A 22,090-nucleotide genomic window follows, 5' to 3' on the forward strand; every position below is an offset into this window, starting at 1 on the left:
GGCGGCAGAATTGCCTGTCTCACGCTATTAGGGCAACTACCCTCGCAAAAAGGGCATGACGATGAAGCCGCTGGCTGTATTCCTGCAAGAAATCGACGACGGCCCCTGGGCGGTGCGCAGCAGTGCCACCGACTACCCGGAAAACCGCTTCATCGCGCCCCACTCCCACCAGAAGCATCAGCTCATCTATGCCATTGAAGGCGTGATGGTGGTGCATTCGGCCCTGCATCAGTGGACGGTGCCCCCCAGCCGCGGCCTCTGGATGCCCAGGGGGCACGTGCACTGGATCCGCTGCATTGGCGAGGTGAAAATGCGCAGTGTGTTCGTGCAGCCTGACGAACGGCTCGACCTGCCCGGCGAAACCCGCACGGTGAGCATTTCACCGCTGCTCAGCGAGCTGATCAAAGCCTCGGTCGACATCGCCCAGCCTTGTGCGGCCGACTCGCGCGAGGCCCGGGTGCTGCGCCTGATCCTCGATGAACTGCAGGTGCTGCCGACCTTGCCCCTGCACCTGCCCCAGCCGACCGACCCGCGCCTGGAGCGCATCTGTTCTACCCTGCAACATGATCCGGGCGACGGATCGACCTTGTCGGACTGGAGCATCCGCTTGAACCTGGATGAAAAAACCATCCAGCGGCTGTTTCGCAAGGAGACCGGCATGACCTTCGGCCAGTGGCGCCAGCAAGCGCGTCTGCTACTGGCACTTGAGCGGATTGCGGTGGGCGGGAAGATCATCGATGTGGCCACCGAGCTTGGCTACGACAGCCCCAGCGCGTTCACCACCATGTTCAAGAAGCAGTTCGGCACGACCCCCAGCCATTTCTTCAAATAAAGAATGGAGCACCAGGATGACCAGCAAAAACACCATTTGCCTCTGGTACGAAGGCGATGCACTCGAGGCTGCAACGTTCTACGCCAAGACCTTCCCCGACAGCGCCGTCGGCGCCGTCCACCTGGCCCCGGGGGACTACCCGGCCGGCAAGCAAGGTGATGTGTTGACGGTCGAGTTCACGGTGATGGGCATTGCGTGCCTGGGCCTCAACGGCGGGCCGATGTTCAAGCACAGCGAGGCGTTCTCGTTTCAGGTGGCCACTGACGATCAGGCCGAGACCGACCGGCTGTGGCATGCGATCGTCGACAACGGCGGCGAGGAGAGCGCCTGTGGCTGGTGTCGGGACAAGTGGGGGCTGTCGTGGCAGATCACTCCGCGGGTGTTGACGGCGGCCTATACCCATTCCGATCGTGCTGCGGCCAAGCGGGCGTTCGAGGCGATGATGACCATGACCAAGATTGACATTGCCACTATCGAGACTGCGCTCAAGGGGTGAGTGGTTTGCCCCGGGGATTGTGATGTTTGTGGTGGGGGCTGTGGTGGTGTTGCTGCTGTGGTGTGGGTTTATCCATTTCATGCGGCGAGGCTGCCGGCCCCTTCCGCCTTTACGGCGGCCTACTTTTTTCCTGGAAAAAGTAGGCAAAACCGCCTGCCCCACCAGGGGCCCTACGCTGCGCTTCGGGTCCCCTCACTGCGGTGTCGCTACGGGGCATTGCGAGCTACGCGTTGCAAGCAACGCTACGCTTCGCAACTTCGGCATTCGCCGAAGGCGCTACGCGCTAGCCCCTCCACGACACCTCCGTTCGGCCCTTCTGGTTAACGGGGCAGAAGATCAAAAGCAAGATCAAGAGCACAATTCGCTGCGCTCTTGCTGACCTGCGCTGGCTGTAGGAGCGGGCTTGCCCCGCGATAGGCCCCAGCGTCATGTACATCCAGGCGCAACGCTGAATTGGGATCAGCAGCAGGCATGGATTTATTGGCAGGATTCTAGAGCCATCGCGGGGCAAGCCCGCTCCCACAGCCAGCATTCGGTGGGAGCGGGCTTGTCCCGCGATGAGGCCGGCTGGCCTATCCAGTTTTCAGGGCAGGGCGGAAGGGGAAAGTAGCGGCGCGGCATGGAGCGGATTATCTTGCAGCCTCGAAAATCCGATCGTCGAAAAAGGCCCCGCCTCCGATGAAGGAGGCGGGGCGATTGGCTATTGGACCACCAACGGTGCCGTGCGTACGGTGCCGAGCGATGATCGGATGGTGACCGTTGGGTTGGCGCTTGGCACAACGGTCGTGGTGGTTGCCGACAGCCGCCAGCGGCCGGTGATCGGGACGGTAGCGGTGCCCACCGTGGCCAGGCCGCTAGCGGTGGAGACCTGAACGGTGATGGTGTTGCCGACCACCGCCGAGGTGGTGCCGGAGAGGTCCCAGGTCAATCGGTTATTGGCGCGCGCTCGTACCTCGGCGGTGGTGACCACCAGGTTTTCCTGCGTGACCAACGGTGTGACTTGCACGGTGACGGTGGCGGGTGCCGAGAGCGCTCCAAGCGAATCGCGCACCTGGTAGGTGAAGGTGGTGGTAAAGGCACTGCTGATGTTCTGCGGTGCGGTGTAGGTCACTACTGTACCGTTGGTGCTGACACTGCCCTGGCCCGTCGCTGGCTGGCTCAGGAGGATCACGCTCAAAGGCGTGTTGCCTTCAGGGTCGGAGTCGTTGAGCAAGACGTTAAGCGTCAGCGTTCCTCCTTGGGTGCTTGCAGTGTCGTTGTTGGCGACAGGGACCTGGTTCGGGCTCACGTTGACCGTGACTGTTGCCGGCTCTGATGCCAGGCCTTTGCTGTCCCTGGCGATGTAGCTGAAGGTCGCCTGCAGCGGGACATTGGTCGCCGGTGGTGTGTAGATCAGGCTGGTGGTGCCATTGAGCGCTACCGTACCCTGGCCTGCCGCCGGCGGTACGAAGCTGTCGATGGCCAGCGGCGTGTCTTCGTCGGGATCGCTGTCATTGGCCAGTACGTTGATGGTGACGGGGACGCCCGAGCTGGTGCTCACGGTATCCGCTACGGCCAGAGGTTTCCGGTTTTCGGAAGGGCCTTCGACGATGCCGGTAACGGTCACCGGTTCGCTGTCCGCACCGCCGGCTGCCGATTTGACCGTAACGCTTTCCGGTGGCTGGGTCAGGTCATTGACCACCAGCGTTCCGTCGCTTGGCAGAGGACCGTATCCCTGGGCGACGAGGCCAGGTTTAAGGACCTTGTCGCTGGAGGTCGCCTTGATGGTCAGGCGGTGATGCTCCGGGTCGTATTGCGCCGAAGTGACTTTCACCACATCGACGGGCGTGCGCGATACCGAGGTGGGTTTGCTTGCGCCACCCAATTCGCTGGCGGTCACCACCACCACGGATGGCGGGGCGGTTGTCGTCGCGAAGCTGGTGTAGAAGTAGCCGTTGTTGTCCGTCAACAGGTTCGCGCTCGGCAGGCACGGTCCCGGTGGCGTTCCGGTGAGGGTGAGGGTGGTGCGGTAGCAGATCGTCGATGCAGCCGGCGTCACGGCGTGGGTACTGCTGTTGGTACGGTGCGAGTCGGCAAATATCTCAACCCGCGAGCCGTTGCTGTCACGCTGGTAGGTGACGCGCTCCACCTCCACCGGCGTCTGGGTGCGGTCGTCGTAGATCTTGCCTGAGACCGTGAACAGATTGGTGCGCAGAGTGCCCGCGGGACCTGAGATCTCCAGATAGTTTTGCGGGTTGCCGTGATCATCGAGAACCGGGCTGCCGCGCACTTGCTCAGCGAGGTTCGGGTCGCCGACGAATTTCTCCTGCAGGGCGGTTTCCGGGTTGGTCTCGGTGTAGTAGCGGGCGACTTCCGTGCCGGCTTCGTTGGTCAGGCTATTGGGGGCAGACACGCTGTACAGGAACGGCCCGAGGGCTCCCTGCAAGGCGCCCGAGTAGTTGAGCGTGGCGATACCGATGTCACTGGTGTCGTTGATCGCCCGCCGCCCGGTGGTGGAAACGACGTACACCTTGGTACCGTAAGGATGGCGCACGGTGTACATACCCGCGGTGGGGACTGCGGCGCGGATACGGATGCGGGCAAAGTTGTGCTGTTCCCCATCGACGATCTCGCCTTCGCCGGCCACCGCTTCCAGTGCTGCAACGTACTGCTCGATGCCGTAGGTTCTGTCACCGACGGTGCCGTCAGCGATGAACCAGAAGCTTTCGCCTGGCCAGTTGTTGGGGAAGATGATGGGCTCGGCGGGGTTGAATCCGCCTTCTGCGGGAATGGTGCACATGTAGCCGGGGGCGGCTGCGGTGCCCGGCGCGCGGGTGCTGACGGCCTTGGACAGGCAGAGCTCCAGCTTCACATTGTTGAAGTCCTGATACCACATGGGGAACCGGCCGGTGGCCAGGGTGTAGGGCCCCGGGTCGAAACTCTGCAGGGCTGCGTGGGCACCGCCTGCCATCGCGATGGACAGGCTCAGTGTGTTGAATATGAAACGTGGCCACTTGTTCATGTTACCTCCTGGCTCTTGATCCGAATTCGCTGGGTCACTGGACGATGACCACTTCTTCTGTATCGCTGCCGCCGTTCGCCGAGGTCACCCGAATGGTCGCCGGAGGGACTGTGCCGGCGGTAGGCGACAGGGACTTGTCGGCGCCGCCGGAAAGCTCACCGATCAGCGCACCACTCCTCCCGGCGTAAGCGGTCAGGTTTGGAGGCATGGTGCGGTCGCTGGTCGAGGCCTCGATGGTCAGTCGACCGGTGCCGCGGCTGTATTCGGCCTTGTTGATGGTGACCAGATCGGTCAGTGGTACGGGCACGGTGGTGGGCACATGGAGGGTAGGGATCGCCACATGGTTGTCGACCGTCACTTGCAGGAGCGCCGGGATGGTCGGGTTGACGGTCGACTGGCCATACCAGCTTCCGGTCGAATTGGCTTCCGTCATGGTCACGGCAGTGCCCGCGCTGTCCAGGAAGTTGGCCGTGCCGGGTGGCGGAGGGGCCATGGTGAAGACATCCTGGTACGCGACCACACCCTCGGGCGTGTTTCCCCGCGAGTAGGTGGCACGCTGGACCAGTGCAGGGGCTGGCAGGTCCACGGCGCTGAGCTTGCCGGACACGGAGAAGGTGTCGCTGCGCGTATCGATGCCGTTGGGGCCCTGGATACGCAGGTAGTTGGTATTGAAGGGGCTGCCCGTCACTTGCTCCTCTATGTTCGGGTCGCCGATGTATTTCTCCTGCTGGCCGGTTTCCGGGTTGTTCTCGGCATAAGGGCCATTGACGCTGCGCAGGAACGGTCCGATGTCTCCCCTGAGCGCGCCGGTGTAGTCGCCGGCTGGGCCGATGCCGATATCGCGGGTCATGTTGATTGCCCGGGTGCCGCCGGTGTCGGCGAACTCTTCCGGCGTGACGTTGAACACGTCGACGCCATAGGGGTGGGTGACCGTGTAGACGCCAGGTGCGGGCACATCGACGCGAATGCGGATACGGGCGAAGCTCAGTTGGTGGCCGTCAGCGACCTCGCCGTTGAACGCGGCTTCGATGGCCGCGCCAAAGTCCAGGTCGATGCCGCTGGCGGCGTCGGTAATGGCGCCGTCCGCGGCGAACCAGAACGTTTCATCGGGATAGTTGGTCGGGAAGACGATCGGCTGGGTGTCATCGAACTCCCCAGGTGCCGGGTTGAGGATGCACATGTATGCCGGCGCCCCGGGGGTGGGTGCTGCGCGCGAGCTGACCGCCTTGCTCAGGCACAGGTCCAGGGTACGGCCGTGGGTGTCCTGATACCAGGCGGCGTAACCGGTCTTGTTTCCGCTGTCGAGGGGGTAGGGGCGTTCTCCAGGGACACCTGGATCTACGGCGTAGAGTGCTGCCTGCGCCGTCCCGCCACTTATTGATGCAAGCAGAATTGAACTTGCCAGTAGGGACAATCTGTTGTGCATGATTCAGTCCTCTCAAAAAGACACAGGCTGGGTGGTACAGCTCGGTCAAAAAGGTTCTGAATCGGTATCAGCAATGATCGTGCCGATTTAAGCCGAAAGTTGTATGAGCGATGTCGTCAGCAAAAGGATTGATGTCTTGTTCGGTAATGAATACTGCCGTGTCAAAGCCGCGCACGTTGTTCAAGGCGTCATGAAGACTGCCTGTATTTCATGCTGCAACTGTGTACCTCGTCCCTGGGCTTTTATCGAGCCAAAGCGGGTTCGCCAGGGTGTCGAGGGACGCTCATGCTTGTCGAAACGGGTACGGGTGGGGCATTACACCCACTGGCGGGGGAACTTTGCGCCGAACTGCAAGTGCTGCCTTTACAGCGTGCGGGCTGTTCAGCGGGGATGCGACAGGCAAGAGAAGTATGACTCTGGTTGTCGAGGCCTTGCCCGTGACAACCATCTTCGCGTGCGCGCGCGATATATATTAGTTCTCTATACACAATTTGAAACAAGTGCGGGGAAGTTCGGGATATAAGTGGGGGAAGTATCCCCCGGTTATGGGCGTTAACTTCTCAACTGCTTGAATTCAAACATCATTTTTTTTGGCGCGATATTTGCGGGCTCGAACTCCACCTAAGTGTGTGTGCTGACTTGGAGGCCTGTCCAAATGATCCGCGCCCAACTGCACTCTCAAATAGACGTTGATGGCATGCGTCGCTGGTTGAGGAAGCCGCAAGGATTGGCCTTGCTCGCAGGCGTATGGCTCGCCGGTGGCGAGCTGGCCGAGGCGGCGGTGCAGTGCCAGCGCACCCTGGTGGCCAATGTCGTGGCCATGGACCAGCCGTTGATGTTCAACCGGCTCGGTGCGCATAACCCCAACGGCATGATGTTCGCCCTGCGTGCGGATGTGGTGGACACCCAGGGGGTGTTGATCACCCAGGGCGGTAGCGCCACGCCAGGTCAAGTCACCTTGCGCCCGGACAAGCGGCCGCGCCCATTGGTATTGCGGGTCGCTGCCGGAGAGTGCCTGACGGTCAATCTGCAAAACCTGCTGGCGTTCCAGGCCAACCCCAATGGCCAGGGCAACGACCACGAGAACGCCGCCAACGGCGAGTTGCACGTCGACGCTCAAGTCGCCGACCGCCATGTCGGTTTCCAGGTCAACGGCCTACAGGCCTTTGGCTCGATCAACGATATTTCCGCCAACAGCGGACGCAACGACAACACCTTGCTGGCACCGGGGCAAAGTCGCACCTATACCCTCTACGCCGAACGCGAAGGCACGTTCGTAGCGACCAGCTACGGCGCCACCTTCGGCAGCGAGGGCTCTTCCGGCAACGTCGGCAACGGCCTGTTCGGCCAGGTTGTGGTGCTGCCCAAAGGTGGGCAGGCCTATCACAACACGGTCACCGAAGAAGACTTGCGCCTGGCTACGCGCGGGCGGACACCGGCCGGCCAGCCGATCATCGACTACCAGGCTCGCTACCCGGTGCTGGAACCCTGGATCGCGGAAGGCAAGGCAGGCAAACCGATCCTGAGCATGGTCGACGGCAATGAAATCATTGCCAGCAATGCCGACGCGGTGGTCATGGGGCCGAATGACGATGGCAGTTTCCCACCCGCCACCTATCCCCTTGAAAGCCAGGGTAAGCGTAACCCCAGCCTGCCCAATCGCCTGGAGCCGTTCCGCGATTTTGCTGCGGTGTTCCACGATCAGTCCGCTGTCGTCCAGGCGTTTCCAGGGTTCTGGGGCGACCTGGCGTTCGGCCAGATGCTCGATCCGACGCGCGACGCCTTTATGGTCAACTACGGCTCCGGTGGCATGGGCGCCGAGGTCATCGCCAACCGTGTGGGTGTGGGCCCCATGCATGATTGCTTGTCCTGCGCCTATGAAGAATTCTTCCTCAGCGCACACACCACCGGTGATATCGCGATGCAGGTGGACGTGCCGGCCAACATCGGTCTCGAGCAACTGGCACCCGGCCAGGTTCCGCCGGCCGACAGTGTCGGTATCAAGGCCAGCATGGCGCTGTATCCGGCCGAACCTTCCAACGTCGCTCACAGCTACCTGGGCGACGCGGTGAAGTTTCGCAATATCAGCGTGGGTTACGAGCAACACGTTTTCCATCTTCACGGTCACCAGTGGTTGTTCAACCCCAACGATGACAACTCCGACTACATGGATGCCCAGGGCGTCGGCCCCGGCTCGGGTTACACCTACGAGATCGCCAATGGTGGCTCCGGCAACCGCAATCGGGTGGTCGGCGATGCGATCTATCACTGCCATTTCTACCCGCATTTCGCCCAAGGCATGTGGGCCATGTGGCGCATCCATGATGTGTTCGAGGAGGGCACGCGCCTGGCGGTGAGCCAGGAGGGCGACAACGACTTCCATGCGCAGCCGTTTGCGCTGCGCAGTGGCTTGCCGGCCTCGGGCGCCCGGGCCTTGCCTGATGGTGAAATCGTCGCCGGCACCCCCATTCCGGCGGTCGTGCCCTTGCCGGGCAAAGCCTTGCCGCCGATGCCGGGCAAAGTCGTGGTGGTGCCGAAAATGAGTGGTGAAACGCAGACCGCAGACGCTGAAGCGGGTGACGACAGCGACACGCCGAGTGCGCAGAAAGTCGTCGGTTCGCTGGCGCTGGTCGATCGCAGTGAAGCCAACCGCAATGCCGATGGCAGCCTGAAAAATCCTGGTTATCCATTCTGGATCGGCGGCGTCGAAAGCACCGTCGGCCAACGGCCGCCGACGCCGCCTCTGGACATGCTCGATGCGCAAACGGCCACGGCCTTGAAGGGCAGCGGCAATGCATTGTGGGCGGCGCTGGATCCGGCTCAGGCCGGTGGCTGGGATGGCGGCCTGCCACGTCATGGCCTGGATGGCTGGTCGGCTGGCGGTGAAGCGCAGGTGACCACCTCTTTGCTGGACATGACCAAGTCCCTGGAGCGCGCCAAACCGGTGTACCTCCCCGAGGAGGGTACCGATGTCGAACAGTCGGCCATGGCCTTCCACGCCAAGCCCTCACATGCCAGCTTCGCCGTGCTGCCCAATGGCCAACTGCTGCCGCGCGACTTTCTCACCAACGGGGCCCCTCCGGTCGCGGGCGCGCCGTTTTTCGAGCCCTGCATGGACGACCGGCAAAAACGCCTGACCCGCAGCGCCGGAGCCGGCTATTTCAACAGCGGTGAGCGTCTTGACGCGCAGACCTTCAGTGGCACCTCGATGTTCAGTGCCGATCACCCGCGGGTTTACAAAGGCGCCAATATCCAGTTTGACGCCGTGTTCAACAAGATCGGCTATCACTTCCCGCAAACCCGAATCCTGACCCTGTGGGAGGATGCGTGGCCGGTGATCAACAAGCAGCGCCCACCTGAACCGTTGGTGATGCGCATGAACACCTTCGACTGCACCATGTATCACCACACCAATCTGGTGCCGTCAGCCTACGAACTCGACGATTACCAGGTGCGTACGCCTACCGACGTCATCGGCCAGCACATTCACTTGCCCAAGTGGGACCTGACTGCCGCCGACGGCTCGGCCAACGGCTGGAACTACGAGGATGGCGTGCTCTCACCGTCCACCGTGGTCGAGCGCATCCACGCCATTCGCCGGTTCAACGATTGTCAGAACGGCGACCCCCGCGAAGGCACCGGGGATTGCCCGGTGGCCAAACAGCACCCGTACTTCGGGCGGTTCAATCGCGCTGACTGGCTGGGCGCGCGCACCACGCTGCAACGCTGGTTCGCCGACCCTGTGCTGAACGTGCACAACATCGACCGCGGCCTGGGCAATATCTTTACCCACGACCACCTTGGCCCTTCGACCCACCAGCAAGTCGGCATGTACGCCACGGTGCTGGCCGAGCCTGCCGGTTCCAAGTGGTACCACGCCGAAACCGGCGAGCCCCTTTACAACGGTAGCGGGCGTGAGGACGGCGGCCCGACGTCGTGGCAAGCGGTGATCGAGACCGGTGATCTCAACGGCGACAACAAGAACGACAGTTTCCGCGAGTTCTTCCTCGAGTTCAGCGACTTCCAGCACGCCTATGAAGCCGGTGTCTACGTCGGCGCGGGCCCCGATGGGGTTCCCGATGCGCAGGCCTACCCGGCCACAGCGGACAGCTTCCGCTACGCCATCAATCCGCCGGGACGCAAAACGGCCGCCAACTTGCTGGAGTCGGTCGTGGAAGCTGCCAGTGGCGAACTGCTGACGTGTCCGTCGCGGCCGTGCCCGCAAGCGATTTCGGCTTCGGACCCCGGCATCTTCGTCGTCAACTACCGCCATGAGCCCCTGGGCCTGCGCATCTACGACCCGAACAAGGTGGCGCCGGACGGCAAGCGGGGCATGCAGGCCGACGGCCTGGCCGGTGACCTGGCCCATGCCCTGCAAAACCGGACCGACCGCATGATCCCCGCACTCAACCTGGCCCCCAGCGCTATCACCTCGGCGACCGGCCCCACCGGCGGGGTCACGCTTTTGCCCAAACACATCAACCGGGGGGACTTGCCGGGCGATCCGTTCACGCCGACGTTGCGCACCTATACCGGCGACAACGTGCGCCTGCGGGTCAATGCCGGCGGCCACGAAGAGGAGCACAACGTTACGGTGCACGGGGTGAAGTGGCTGCATTCGGGCAGCGGCTTCGGCAATAGCTCCAACACCGGCTGGAAGGCGTCGCAAATGGTGGCGATTTCCGAGCAGTTCGGCTTCATGGCGCCTGTAGCGATGATGTCCAGTGCGGCCAGCGATACCGGCGATTACCTGTATGCCATGGATGCTTCCCTGGAGGGCTACTGGAGTGGCCTGTGGGGCATCATGCGCAACTATTCGCAGAGCCGCAGTGACCTGTTCCCGCTGCCCAACAACCCCAGGCCGGTGGCCGCGCGCAACACGGTGAATTTCAATGGCGTGTGCCCGCGCTTCAGCCCCAATCCCAATGGCATCGGCACCCGGGCGACGGTGCAGCGCAACTACGAGGTGGTGGCGGCGCTGGCCAACGATATCCTCGCCAACCCCTTGGGCCTGACCCTCGGCGACCCGGCAGGTGCCGGCCAGCATGTCGGCGGCCCGCTCAACCCGAACGGCGGCACCCTGGTCTACAACCCAAGGCCGGTGACGGTGCCGCAGGTAACGATCTTCGACCCTGAAGATGGCGAGACTTTTACCATTGGCGGACAGTCCGGCCCGTTGCACGACCCGACGGCCATTCTTTATGTGCGCAAGGCCGACCTGGACCCGGTCAGTGGCAAGCTCAAGCCCGGGGTGCCCGTCGAGCCGCTGGTGCTACGTGCCGCCGCCGGCGATTGCATCAACATCACCCTGGAGAACCGCCTGCCGTTGATGATGCCGGATCTGCCGAACTACGCAGTGATGCAAGGCACGGTCAAACGTGACCGTTCCGGTGCGCAAGGCTCGACCACCTTCAACAACAACCTGATGCGGCCCTCCAGTCACGTTGGTCTGCACGCCCAGTTGCTGACCTACGACGTCAGCAAGTCCGATGGCTTCAACGTCGGCAGCAACCCGGTGCAGACGGTGGCGCCACGGGCAGGCAATACCGGTGCATGGCCAAGCCGCTCCTATCAGTACTATGCCGGGCACCTGGAGCGTGCCGGTCAGCCGGTGGCGTCTCAAGGGGGACGCAACGTCGACACGATCGAGGCGACCCCCATCGAGTTCGGTGGCCTTAACCTGATGCCGGCCGACCCCATCAAGCAACCACAGAAGGGCCTGGTGGCGGCCATGTCGGTGACGCCGGCGGGTTCCACCTGGCAGGAGGATGCCGCTTCCCGAGCGTCGGCCACGGTGCAGGCACCCGGCGCCAGCAGTTATCGCGACTTCATGATGGTTTGGCAGAAGTCCCTGAACATGCGCTGGGCCAACGGCTTGCCCGTGGAGAACATGTCGTCCGAAGGGCCGGGCATTCCCAACGACCCGAAAGACAACTCGGACATGGCGATCAACTACAAGAGCGAGCCCCTGTGGTACCGCTTCGCCCGTGCGCCGAACGCACCGTTCGGACAGGCGGGTGGCAATGGTTTGGGCGCAGTGCCCAATGCCCACATGGCCTACAGCAATGCCCTGGTCGGCGGCGATCCGGTCACGCCGATACTGCGGGTCAAGCCCGGGCAGCCGTTCCGCACCCATGTGCTGATGCCTTCGGGCGGCAGCCGGGGCGCGACCTTCCAGCTCGACGGTCATGTCTGGGCGTTCAATCCGTTCCAGGCCGAAAGGGTCGATCTCTGGGGTTACCCCATGAAAGACGCGGGGATCGGTTCGGTGCGCTTTGGCTACAACCCCATGGCCATGTACATCGGCGCGCAGGAAAGCGTGCTCCCGGCAGCGCATTTCAGTTTCATGTTCCCCAGCGCTGGTGGTGCCAATGCGGTACCTGGTGACTATCTGTATCGGGACTATGCGGCGTTCGGCAATCTGGGCGGGATCTGGGGGCTGCTGCGGGTCAGCGATGAGCCTGCGCCGACTACTGCGCAGTAACGGGGTAGGCTGGCAAGGAGGGGGAAGGGGGGTGTTGCTGCTGTGGGCTAATCCATTTCGTGTGGTGACGCTGGCGGCCCCTTTTGCCTCTACAGTGGGGGGCCTTTTGTCTGGTGTATAGACCAGAGAGCGGGGACATGGTGGACACGTTATGGTTTCTGGGGTGTTGCGGCTGCGGGTTTATCCATTTCTTGCGGTGAGGCTGGCGGCCCCTTCCGCCTTTACGGCGGCCTACTTTTTTCTTGGAAAAAGTAGGCAAAACCGCCTGCCCCACCAGGGGCCCTACGCTGCGCTTCGGGTCCCCTCACTGCGGTGTCGCTACGGGGCATTGCGAGCTACGCGTTGCAAGCAACGCTACGCTTCGCATCTTCGGCCTTCGCCGAAGGCGCTGCGCGCTAGCCCCTCCACGACACCTCCGTTCGGCCCTTCTGGTTAACGGGGCAGAAGATCAAGATCAAAAGCACAATTCGCTGCGCTCTTGCTGGCCTGTGGCGTTCTTTCGGGCTGTTGTAGGAGCGGGCTTGCCCCGCGATAGGCCCCTGAGTCGTGCACATCCAGGTGCAACGCTGAAGCGGGATTACCGGCAGGCATGGATTTGTTGGCAAGATTCACGATCCATCGCGGGGCAAGCCCGCTCCTACAGCAGGTATTCGGTAGGAGCGGGCTTGCCCCGCGATGCGGCCGGCTGGCCTATCCAGTATTCAGGGTGATGCCGATTCACCGTGCCTCCGGGATGCGGTGAATAACCCCCAAAAAAAAGCCCCCTGTCGGAGGGGGCTGTTGGATCAGAAGTTCATCTTGAGGCGATGCTTGTGTACCCAAAGCTTGCTGGCCAGTTTGTACCGCACCAGCGCCACGCAGAGCGAGGTGATGAACATTGCCGGCATCATCGAGAAGGTGCCGCTGATGGCCTGGCTGATCCGTGCCCCCGTCGGCATCCAGCCTGGCGGAAAGAAGTAGAACGTGGTGGTAGGCGCCAGTGCCAGCAATACCGCCAGTGTCGCCGACCCGGTCACCAGCAGTACGGGCGCCCGCAACCACAGGCTATCGGGCCAGTGGTCGATCTTCGGCCATACCCTGGGTACGATCCTCGACCCGGCAAATAGGCTCGCCAGTATAAATGTCCAGAGGGTCCAGCCACCGTATTCAAGCGCGATGCGATACGGCAGCAGCAGTTTGTCGAACACCTCGGCAGGAAACCGGAGCAGGGCAATGACCCCTTGGGTGGCCCCTGGCTGAACTTTGCCGAGCAGGTTGACGCCCAGGTAGAACAGGGTCAGCCAGACGAAGATCGACCACGACAAGCGCAGTACCGCGCGCAACTTGAAGGTGTTCCAGCTCTGGAAAAGGTGGTTTCTGGCCTGCTTGCGAAGCTCAAGGAACTGCTCGGCCTGCTCCAGGGTAATGACCCCCGATTTCACCGGCGTCGATGCCTTCACCTCGGCGCTGTCCTGCTCGACTTCCTTGATCAGCGCCGACGCGATGGTGTGGGAGGAGGCCTTGTGAACGGCGCGGAGCTTCTTGGGGTTTGCCAGCTGTTGCAGCACATGGACGAAGTTGCCCGACAGCACACCGCCAAGATTGACGGGTACTGCCGTTTCGCCCAGGAACTGGCACGCGGCGCTGCGTCCCTTGTAGGTGACGGTGGCTGTGGCACCGTTGACGTAGCCTTTACCCGTCAGCCGGAAGGCATCTTCATCCCCGGTAAAAAGCGAACTGACCTGGAACACCGACGGGTAGTTGGCCTCGTCGTTGACTGCCGCCTTCAGGTGTTCGGACATCCACGGCTGGGCACCGGGCCAGTGATAGGTGATCTCCGTTTGCGCATAAATGTCGTAATGCCATTCATAGGTCAGGTTGCAGGCGCCATCGCAGGTATCGCAGGTGATCCAGCCACGGTTGCATTTGCTGCATTGTTCCGTGGTGGTACCTCGGCAGCGCGAGCAGGCAACCTTGCCGCTGGCGGCACAGCTTGGGCATTGGTGGCCACTGCCACCGCGGCCTGCGCAGCCGTTGCAGCGCTGACCCGCGTGCACCCCTGATCCACCGCAATAGACACAGTAGCGTGGGCCTCCGACCCAGCCCGAGGCATTGCATTGCCAGCACTGCTCCTGGCCGGAGCCATAACAGCCGCCGCAACTCACGGCGCCGCGGCCGTGGCAGCTATGGCAATGAATGGTGCCGTCGCCGGCGCAGCCGTGGCAGGCCTGCCAGCTGTAGTAGAAGTGATCGTCGCTGGCGATCTTGAATTTTGCCGGTTTCCTGATGCGCAGCGGATTGGCCTTGAGGTGGTCGATGACCAACTGGCGAAACGCCTGGCCCGGGTTCGACATCAAGGCGGATTGCCGGGCCTGGAGTGCGGCGCGGGCGCCTTCCAGGGAAAGCGGTGTAGTGTTTACGCGCACGGGGCGCGAGATGACCTCCAGGCTGTAGCTTGTGCGAATCGCGTAGTCGACGTCGGCGGTGTGATGTTCAACGTTCGCAACGGCTACCGCATTTTTCGCGCTTTTACCAAAGGCGCGTTCGGCACGTTGATTGACCGCGTCGGAAATGACCCTGGCGCTGATGCTGCTTCCCGGTTGCATGCTGATCTCGCAAGTCTCTGCAGCCGTTCAGGCTGCATGGTTGTTGGCTTGGGGCAGCTTTATACAGCGACTGGGCTATTGTTTCACGTCAAAAGATGGCTATTTGATGTCATTGTTGTGATCGGCCTCACAGCGTGGTCCGGTCAACCACGCGGATGCTGTTGCGCCCGCTGCGCTTGGAGGCGTACAGCGCCGTGTCGCTTTGCTCGATCAAGCCCTCGAGGCTGGCCGGCGGTTGGTCGAACAGGCTGGCGCCGATACTGAGCGTCACGGGCAGGGGCGTGGTGAAGGTCTGTGAGGTGGTGGCGAGGAACGGCTCGCGCAGTTGGCGGCCAAGCTGTTCGATTCGCGCGCTGGAGGCGTCCTTGAACACGATGATGAACTCGTCGCCACCGAGCCGGGCGGCGAGGGCGTCCTCGGGCAGCACCGCCCGAATCAGTTCGCTCAACGTCACCAGCAAACGGTCGCCTGCGGTATGGCCGTAGAGGTCGTTGACCAGCTTGAAATTGTCGATATCAATCAGCAAGACGGCGCCGGGGCGGGCGCTGCAGACGCCCTTGAGCAGACGCGGTGCCCGTACCTCCAGGGCCCGGCGGTTGAACAGGGCGGTCAATGGATCATGGGCGGCCAGCTGTTCGATTTGCTGTTCACGGCGGTGGCGCTCGGTGCCGGTCATCGACAGCGCGATCAGCATGATCGCCATGGCGCCTTCGACCAGCGAGACCTGGATGATTTCGCCCCGGAACGCGGCGAGGTCGATCAGCGTGCCGGGGATGATGGCCGTCAGGGATTTGATCAGGTAGAACACCCCATGGGCCAGCAGTACATAGCGCAACTGCACGGCGCCCACGCTCAAGGATTTACCGTGGGGGCGCAGCAAGAAACTGGCCCTGAGGGCGAGCACCGCGACCAGCAACGAATTGACCAGCAGCGTGACCTTCGACCACGGTTGCTCGCCTGGCAACAGCAGCAACGCCAGCCAGGCGACGAAGATCAGGTACCAGGCAGGCGAGAGCCGCGTCTGGGTGAAGCGTGCAACGCCGAGCAAGAACAGCCAGTGGGCCGTGACCAGCAAGCCGTTGGCGAACCAGATGCCGATGAACAGCAGGCCACTGCCGCGCAGCAGTGCCAGTGTCGAGCCCACGGCAATGGTGGCAAAGCCCGCACTCCAGAACAGCAGCGAAGGCTCGCGAATACTCCGCCATTCGATCGCCAGGTACAGGGCCGCGGCCGCTGCCAGGGCGACGGAGAGCGTCAACAGGGTCGAGGGATCGAGCGTCATAGCCTCACGAGACAGTCAAGTGGGTGGGAGAGGCGGCTGATTGTAAGCGTTTGAAGTGATTTTTCGCAGATATGGATTGCACGGCCAGGCAGGTCCGCCATAAGCGCGCTCCGGGAGCATAGCGGCCACTCCTCACTCGTTCTATGCCTGCACACTCGACTACCCGCAAAGACCTACTATTTTTACCCTGCTGGTCGCCTGTGGGCTGGCCAGGGCTTGAGTTGATATTCCTCGTTTGCCCATCGTCACAGAGGACGTGCCATGCCTCGCGTTTATCGACCGTACGCTACCCTGCTGGCCCTGAGCCTGGGCCTGGCTTCAGGCAATACCTGGGCTGGCGGCATCCTGATCTATGAAACCGGGCAAGAGAGCAATGGCCTGGCCAATGCCGGCGCCGCGGCGCTGGCCACCGACCCCAGTGTGCTGATGAGCAACCCGGCCGGTATTGCCCGGTTGCAGGGCACCCAGATCAGCGCCAACGCACAAGTGATTCTTGGCGACCTGCGCTTTTCCCGTGACAGCAACAATCAGTTCTCCGGCAACGAAGGCGGCAACGCCCTTGAGTACCTGCCCGGTTCCAGCCTGTTCGTCAGCCACCAGCTCGACGAGCGCTCGGCCATCGGCTTCGGCATGTACGGCAACTTCGGCCTGGCGCTGGACTACGATGACGACTGGGCGGGGCGCTATTTCAACCAGGAGGCGGCGATCATCGGCGTGTCGTTCCAGCCAACCCTGGCGTACACCTTCACCGATGACCTGAGCGTGGGCATCGGCCCGCGCATCGTCTATGCCTATTACCGCAACGAACTGGCCATCAACAACAACCTGCTCGGGCTGCTCGACCGCCCTGACGGGCAACTCGAATACAAGGACAGCGACGTTGGCGTCGGGGTCAACCTCGGCCTGATGTACCGCCTGAGCGAGCGCACGCAAATCGGCCTTGCCTATACCAGCAAGGTCGACCTGGAATTCGAGGACCGCCCCAGCGTTCACAAGGTCGACAACCTGATCATCAATGCCGCGCTCCGGCGCCTGGACGTCGACAGCCTGGAACTGGACATGTCGATACCGCAGACGGTGCTGTTCAGCGTTGCCCACGACCTCGATGCGCAGTGGAAGCTGCTGGGTAGCCTGGGTTGGCAGGACTGGAGTGAATTCGGCGACATTGGCGTGGAGGTCGACGCCGATGTACTGGGTGTCAGCCGCACCGTAGACCGCAAGTACAAGGACACCTGGCATGCCTCGCTCGGCGCCCAGTACCAGGCCACCCCGCGGCTGCGCTGGAGCATGGGCCTGGGTTACGACAGCTCGGCGGTGGACGACAAGGACCGTACCGTCGACAACCCCATGGGCGAGGCCTGGCGTCTGGCCGCCGGGGTGAACTACCAGCTCGACGAAGGCCTGGACCTGCACCTGGCCTACACCCTGGTGTGGCTGGGAGACATGGACGTCGAGCAGACCAAGGCGCGCTCGGGCGACACGCTGTCGGGTACGTATGACAATGCGGCCCTGCACATCATCGGCGGCGGGGCCACCTGGCGCTTCTGATCACGGCAAATGCCGGTATCCCCAACGGCTACCGGCGCTCGGCAACCACCAGCAATGACTGCGGCACGGGGCTTTGCGGGTGTTGCGGCTCTTGCAGGGTGGCCAGGGTGAAGCCGGCCATGTCCAGTGCGTTGATCCAGCTGGACAAGGTGCGCATGTACCACGGCATGGGTTGCCACTGCCCCGGGAACCCGGCAAAGGTCTCTTCGCGCCAGCCATCCTGGTAATCGCCCGCTGCCACCGCCCAGGGATGCAATGTCTGGATCACCAGCGTGCCTGCGGGTGCGAGCAGGGCGTGCATGGCGCTCAGCAGCGGGATGATGTCCTGGTGCAGCAGGGCGAAGTTGGCGCAGACCAGGTCGTAGTCGTGGCCGATGTCCACGCTTGCTGCGGCCAGCGCGTCATAGCTGGCCACCTGCACATGCCTGGAACCTGCTGCTTGCGCCGCCTTGACCAGGGTGGCGTCGCCATCCACACCAACCGCTTCGATGCCGCGATCCGCCAGCGCCCGCAACAGCCAGCCCTCGCCGCAGCCCAGGTCCAGCACGCGCCCAGGCTGGCGGCCCAGCACCGCCAGCAGGATGGCCTGGTCCGTGACCTGGCGGCGGCTTTCGATGGCGCCGCTGCGCACGGCGTCGATCCAGGGCTGGGCGTTGTGGTGCCAGCTTTGCAGGAGGGTGGCTTCGGGGCTGGGCATGTCGGTGTCCGGGGCAGGTGGGTGGGTTCAAGCATAGGCTGCTATTTTTACAAGCTCCGCTCTACACCCGTTTGTGAGGTCAGCATGGACCGATTCACTGGTGGTTGCCTGTGCGCCAATGTGCGCTTCGTGGCGTCCGGTCAGCCCTATCGGGTGGGCATCTGCCATTGCCTGGATTGCCGCAAGCATCATGGTGCGTTGTTTCATGCCAGCGCGATTTTCCCCAAGGCGGCGGTAACGGTCGAGGGCGAGACACGCGCGTACGCCGGGCGTTATTTCTGCCCACGGTGCGGGTCGTCCGTGTATGCCCGCACCGCCGATGAGATCGAAGTGAACCTGGGGTCGCTGGATGCGCCTGATCAGTTGATGCCGACCTACGAGAGCTGGACTGTCCGACGCGAGTCCTGGTTGCCGCCGTTTCCGCTTGCTCGGCGATACGCACGTGATCGTGAGGAGAAAGGGCGGTCTTAGGCGCTTCACCTCAAAATAAATGCACTCAGCCTTCACTTTTTTGAATTACCGCTACTCGGCCCATCCCCGGCAAAATCCCTGCCACGTTAGACCCGTTCAAAATTCCATCTCCACGGACGGAGCCCATTAGGTATTGCCCTCGCGATACTCAGCCCAGCCGCCTTGGCCGGGCTTTTTTTAGGTTCTTCGTGGATTGTCGGGAAGGTTTGGATTGGATTGGATGGTGATGGTGGGCTTATCCGTTTTGGAGGGTGACGCCACTGGCCCCTTCCGCCCTTACGGCGGGTTCCTTTGGCAAACGCCCCAAAGGAACACAAAGGTCTCGCCCCACCAGGGGCCCTACGCTTCGCTTCGGGTCCCCTCACTCCGGCGTCGCTACGGGGTATCGCGGCCTACGAGTTGCAAGCAACTCTACGTCTCGCGACTTCGGCTATCGCCGAAGGTGCTTCGCACTCACCCCTTCACGACACCTCCGTTCGGCCCTTCTGGTTAACGGGGCCGGTGGATCAAGATCAAGAGCACAATTCGCTGCGCTCTTGCTTTTGGACCAAGGTGAGTCAGTAGGCACCGCTCTTTTGCTTTTGCTTTTGCTTTTGCTTTTGCTCTTTTGCTTTTGATCTTGCTTTTGATCTACCTGCCCCGTTAACCAGAAGGGCCGAGTGGAGGTGTCGTGTAGGGGCTAGCGCGAAGCGCCTTCGGCCGTGGCCGAAGTTGCGAAGCGTAGACTTGGCGAAGCAAGTCGTAGCTCGCAATGCCCCGTAGCGACACCGTAGCGAGGGGACCCGAAGCGAAGCGTAGGGCCCCTGGTGGGGCGAGAATTTTTTGCTTACTTTTTTTTTCGACTGAAAAAAAGTAAGGCGCCGTAAGGGCGCAAAGGTGACTCGGCGCCGCCTTGGCCAATGGATAAGCTCACAAAAGCCACAAGCCACAAGCCACAAGCCACAAGCCACAAGCCACAAGCCACAAGCCACAAAGCCACAAACAACATCAAACCCGTAAAACCGTGAAGAACCTTTTTTTACTGCCAGGTACCCGATTTCCCCATGTCTACCCGCGGTCTGTTCCACCGGCTGCTGCCGGCCCCACTGAACATCCCCTTTAAAGAATGTGTACGCGCAAGCATCGGTGCACTGCTCGGCCTGTTGCTCGCAGGCCTTGCCTGCAGCCAGGCGTTCGGTGCCACCGTGGCGCTGCACTTGCTCGGCCCCCTGGCGGCTTCGGCTGTGCTGTTGTTTGCCGTGCATTCCGGCGCGCTGGCACAGCCTTGGCCGTTCGTGGGCAGCTATGCCTGCGCCACCGTGGTCGGGCTGGCGTTGCACCACTGGTTCGGCTCGGCGCTGTGGGTGGCGGCCCTGGCGTTGGGGCTGGCGATTGTAGTGATGTGCCTGCTGCGCTGCCTGCATCCGCCCGGGGGCGGAGTGGCGGTGAGTGTGGTGCTGGCGGATTCCTCCCTGGCCTCCATGGGCAACCAGGTGTTCGAGCCGATCATGCTCAACGCCCTGGTGCTGGTGGCGGTAGCGGTGATCTATAACCGCCTGACGGGGGTGCGTTACCCGAAAACGGCGGCGCCGCGCAAAGACCTGCACCACACCGCCGATACCGTGCCCGCCGAGCGGGTCGGGGTCAGCGGGGCGGACCTGGACCATGCCCTGGAGGAGCTGGGTGAGTTTGTCGATGTGACCCGCGATGAACTTGAGCGGATCATTCTGGCCACCGAGCAGCATGCCTTGCAGCGCAGCCTTGGCGGGATCACCGCGGCGTCGGTGATGTCCCGCGATGTGCAGCAGGCCACGCCGAAAACCACGTTGCAGGAGGCCTGGCAGCAGCTGTCGAGCCACCACTTGAAGACCCTGCCGGTGCTGGATGAAACCCGTCGGTTGGTGGGCATTGTCAGCTTGAGTGACCTGGTCGGCCCGGCGATGGCCCAGTCACGCTTCAGCTGGCGCGGGCTGTTCGGGCGTCAGCCGAAGGTGGTGCTTGAGCAGATCATGAGCCGGCCGGTGGTCACCGTCCGCCGGGATGAACCCGCCGTGGCGTTGATTCCGCTGCTCAGTGAGCAGGGGCTGCATTGCCTGCCGGTGATGGACGGCGAACAGCTGGTCGGGGTGATTACCCAGACCGACCTGATCGCCGGGCTCAAGCGCCACGTGCTCAGCACCCCGGCGCGTTCAGATGACCGGGTCCCAGCGCTGTGACCAATCGCTCTCACTGGCGACCACCTGCTGCAGCACGCTGATGGCTTGCTGCAGCGCCTGGCTATCGCGCTCGCGGGCGTAGACCAGGTAGGTGGGGTAGGTGAATTCCGGGGCTTGCGGCACCCGCTCGAACACGCCGCTGTCCAGGTAGGCCTGGACCACCCGGGTACGGAAGTAGCCACTGCCGCCGTGTTCGAGGATGTACTGCAGCGCCAGCGGGCCGAGGTTGAAACTCAGGGCCGGGCGCGCGCACTCGGGCAGGGCCGCGTCGTGCTGGCGGCGAAAGGCCTGGCCCCAGTCGATGTAGATGTAGGGTTCGGGGTTGTCCCTGCGGCGCACGCGTATCAGCTTTTCTTCCATGAGCTGCTCCACTTGCAGGCCTGGGCCATAGGTGGGCTGATAGACCAGCACGGCGTCGAGCACACCCATTTCCACCTTGCGCAGCAATGATTCGCCGTCGCTGACCTCGCTGCGAATGGCATGGCTGGGCATTGCCCGGTGCAGGGCGCTGACCCAGCCAAGCACCATGGGATTGCCCAGGCTCACTTCGCCCCCGATGTGCAGCACCTGGTGACAACCCTGGGGTAGTGGCAGGTCGCGGCGGGCTGCTTCCCAGGTTTGCACCAACTGATTGGCATAGACCACGAAGGCTTCACCATCGGCCGTGAGGCTGGCACCGCTGCGGCTGCGGATGAACAGCTGGCAGGCCAATTGTTGTTCGAGTTTTTGCACCCGGGCGGTGATGGCGGTCTGGGTGACATGCAAGCGTTCGGCGGCGGAGACCAGGCTGCCGCTGCGGACGATTTCTAGAAAAGTGCGGGCCAGCTCGATATCCATGGAGGTTGCCGGGTGGGAAAGGTTGCCCATTCTAGTGCCTTTGCACCGAAATAGGGCTGCCGAACCGTAGGAGCGGGCTTGCCTCGCGATAGCGGTGTGTCAGACAGATTGCTATCGCGGGGCAAGCCCGCTCCTACAGCGCAGTGGATGGTGTACGGGTCAAAGGCGGGCGGGTGATGCTGCAGGGGCTGGACATGCGCAGCCGGGATCTCCGGCAGGAGCGGGCTTGCCCCGCG

12 protein-coding genes are annotated in these 22,090 nt (G+C 62.8%); 6 read left to right on the plus strand and 6 right to left on the minus strand.

Features of this window, described 5'->3' with window-relative positions; all coding sequences use genetic code 11:
* The first annotated feature begins 61 nt into the window (after positions 1 to 61).
* Complete coding sequence (locus U9R80_RS11480; RefSeq protein WP_301840496.1) at positions 62 to 832, plus strand: AraC family transcriptional regulator; 771 nt, start codon at positions 62 to 64, stop codon at positions 830 to 832.
* A gap of 16 nt (positions 833 to 848) precedes the next feature.
* Positions 849 to 1,328, plus strand: coding sequence for a VOC family protein (locus U9R80_RS11485; RefSeq protein WP_301840497.1), 480 nt, complete (start codon positions 849 to 851; stop codon positions 1,326 to 1,328).
* Positions 1,329 to 2,028: 700 nt separating this feature from the next.
* On the opposite strand, the gene U9R80_RS11490 is transcribed toward U9R80_RS11485, so the two are convergent.
* Both U9R80_RS11490 and U9R80_RS11495 read right to left on the minus strand, forming a co-directional pair.
* On the minus strand, positions 2,029 to 4,329 hold the full coding sequence (locus U9R80_RS11490; RefSeq protein WP_301840498.1) for an Ig-like domain-containing protein: 2,301 nt from the start codon (positions 4,327 to 4,329) through the stop codon (positions 2,029 to 2,031).
* 34 nt (positions 4,330 to 4,363) lie between these two features.
* Entirely contained in the window at positions 4,364 to 5,755 is a 1,392-nt protein-coding gene (locus U9R80_RS11495; protein ID WP_301840499.1) for a hypothetical protein, read from the minus strand.
* 697 nt (positions 5,756 to 6,452) lie between these two features.
* Here U9R80_RS11495 and mnxG point away from each other — a divergent pair.
* Positions 6,453 to 12,239: a manganese-oxidizing multicopper oxidase MnxG gene (gene mnxG, locus U9R80_RS11500; protein WP_301840500.1), complete on the plus strand. Its 5,787-nt coding sequence runs from the start codon at positions 6,453 to 6,455 to the stop codon at positions 12,237 to 12,239.
* A gap of 785 nt (positions 12,240 to 13,024) precedes the next feature.
* Here the strand turns inward: mnxG and U9R80_RS11505 are convergent.
* On the minus strand, positions 13,025 to 14,824 hold the full coding sequence (locus U9R80_RS11505; RefSeq protein WP_301840501.1) for a hypothetical protein: 1,800 nt from the start codon (positions 14,822 to 14,824) through the stop codon (positions 13,025 to 13,027).
* Between the two features lie 127 nt (positions 14,825 to 14,951).
* A complete protein-coding gene (locus tag U9R80_RS11510; RefSeq protein ID WP_301840502.1) occupies positions 14,952 to 16,106 on the minus strand; it encodes a GGDEF domain-containing protein in 1,155 nt (384 codons plus the stop codon).
* A 261-nt stretch (positions 16,107 to 16,367) separates the two neighbouring features.
* Here U9R80_RS11510 and U9R80_RS11515 point away from each other — a divergent pair, with 261 nt between their 5' ends.
* Positions 16,368 to 17,654 (plus strand): OmpP1/FadL family transporter, encoded by a 1,287-nt coding sequence (locus U9R80_RS11515; protein WP_301840503.1) that lies wholly within the window; start codon positions 16,368 to 16,370, stop codon positions 17,652 to 17,654.
* A 28-nt stretch (positions 17,655 to 17,682) separates the two neighbouring features.
* Here the strand turns inward: U9R80_RS11515 and U9R80_RS11520 are convergent, their stop codons facing one another.
* Positions 17,683 to 18,351 carry a class I SAM-dependent methyltransferase gene (locus U9R80_RS11520; RefSeq protein WP_301840504.1) on the minus strand — a complete coding sequence of 223 codons (669 nt, stop codon included), beginning with the start codon at positions 18,349 to 18,351 and terminating at the stop codon, positions 17,683 to 17,685.
* Positions 18,352 to 18,435: 84 nt separating this feature from the next.
* On the opposite strand from U9R80_RS11520, the gene U9R80_RS11525 reads away from it, so the two are divergent.
* Positions 18,436 to 18,822, plus strand: coding sequence for a GFA family protein (locus U9R80_RS11525; RefSeq protein ID WP_301840505.1), 387 nt, complete (start codon positions 18,436 to 18,438; stop codon positions 18,820 to 18,822).
* A 1,043-nt stretch (positions 18,823 to 19,865) separates the two neighbouring features.
* Positions 19,866 to 21,017 (plus strand): HPP family protein, encoded by a 1,152-nt coding sequence (locus tag U9R80_RS11530; protein ID WP_301840506.1) that lies wholly within the window; start codon positions 19,866 to 19,868, stop codon positions 21,015 to 21,017.
* On the opposite strand, the gene U9R80_RS11535 is transcribed toward U9R80_RS11530, so the two are convergent.
* Positions 20,991 to 21,854, minus strand: a complete 864-nt coding sequence (locus U9R80_RS11535) for a LysR family transcriptional regulator (RefSeq protein ID WP_301840710.1) — start codon at positions 21,852 to 21,854, stop codon at positions 20,991 to 20,993. The genes U9R80_RS11530 and U9R80_RS11535 overlap by 27 nt on opposite strands.
* Positions 21,855 to 22,090 lie beyond the last annotated feature (236 nt).

Source organism: Pseudomonas sp. JQ170C (genome assembly GCF_035581345.1).
Taxonomy (GTDB): Bacteria; Pseudomonadota; Gammaproteobacteria; order Pseudomonadales; family Pseudomonadaceae; genus Aquipseudomonas.

Bases quoted from the DNA above. Each gene is read 5' to 3' on its own strand.
- U9R80_RS11480 (WP_301840496.1), top strand. From the start codon at position 62: ATGAAGCCGCTGGCTGTATTCCTGCAAGAAATCGACGACGGCCCCTGG.
- U9R80_RS11485 (WP_301840497.1), top strand. From the start codon at position 849: ATGACCAGCAAAAACACCATTTGCCTCTGGTACGAAGGCGATGCACTC.
- U9R80_RS11490 (WP_301840498.1), bottom strand. From the start codon at position 4,329: ATGAACAAGTGGCCACGTTTCATATTCAACACACTGAGCCTGTCCATC.
- U9R80_RS11495 (WP_301840499.1), bottom strand. From the start codon at position 5,755: ATGCACAACAGATTGTCCCTACTGGCAAGTTCAATTCTGCTTGCATCA.
- mnxG (WP_301840500.1), top strand. From the start codon at position 6,453: ATGCGTCGCTGGTTGAGGAAGCCGCAAGGATTGGCCTTGCTCGCAGGC.
- U9R80_RS11505 (WP_301840501.1), bottom strand. From the start codon at position 14,824: ATGCAACCGGGAAGCAGCATCAGCGCCAGGGTCATTTCCGACGCGGTC.
- U9R80_RS11510 (WP_301840502.1), bottom strand. From the start codon at position 16,106: ATGACGCTCGATCCCTCGACCCTGTTGACGCTCTCCGTCGCCCTGGCA.
- U9R80_RS11515 (WP_301840503.1), top strand. From the start codon at position 16,368: ATGCCTCGCGTTTATCGACCGTACGCTACCCTGCTGGCCCTGAGCCTG.
- U9R80_RS11520 (WP_301840504.1), bottom strand. From the start codon at position 18,351: ATGCCCAGCCCCGAAGCCACCCTCCTGCAAAGCTGGCACCACAACGCC.
- U9R80_RS11525 (WP_301840505.1), top strand. From the start codon at position 18,436: ATGGACCGATTCACTGGTGGTTGCCTGTGCGCCAATGTGCGCTTCGTG.
- U9R80_RS11530 (WP_301840506.1), top strand. From the start codon at position 19,866: ATGTCTACCCGCGGTCTGTTCCACCGGCTGCTGCCGGCCCCACTGAAC.
- U9R80_RS11535 (WP_301840710.1), bottom strand. From the start codon at position 21,854: ATGGATATCGAGCTGGCCCGCACTTTTCTAGAAATCGTCCGCAGCGGC.